The 302-nt window shown below is 76.5% G+C and carries 1 protein-coding gene; it reads right to left on the bottom strand.

From position 1 onward, the window contains the following. The coding region (locus JHD63_RS23360; protein WP_198973179.1) for a hypothetical protein at positions 1 to 302 on the bottom strand (302 nt) is incomplete at both ends.

Below are 302 nucleotides of genomic sequence, written 5' to 3'. Positions count from 1 at the left end.
CCCCCCCCCCCCCCCCCCCCCCCCCCCCCCCCCCCCCCCCCCCCCCCCCCCCCCCCCCCCCCCCCCCCCCCCCCCCCCCCCCCCCCCCCCCCCCCCCCCCCCCTTTTCCAGCAGAAGACGGCATACGCGATTTCCTGTACGGTCTCGTGGGCTCGGAGATGTGTATAAGAGACAGGGTTCAGGTTGCCCTGGGGCTTGTAGAAGCTCACCGCCGGCAGCCTGCCGGCGGCGGCGTCCTGCAGGAACTGGCTGTCGAAGTCCTTCAGGTGGGCCGCGCGGTAGGCCGCGGTGGCCGGCTGGGT

The organism is Xylophilus sp. ASV27, assembly GCF_016428875.1.
GTDB lineage: Bacteria > Pseudomonadota > Gammaproteobacteria > Burkholderiales > Burkholderiaceae_C > Xylophilus.
The sequence above is the reverse complement of the archived record's forward strand: the minus strand, read 5'-3'. Positions and strand labels throughout refer to the sequence as shown.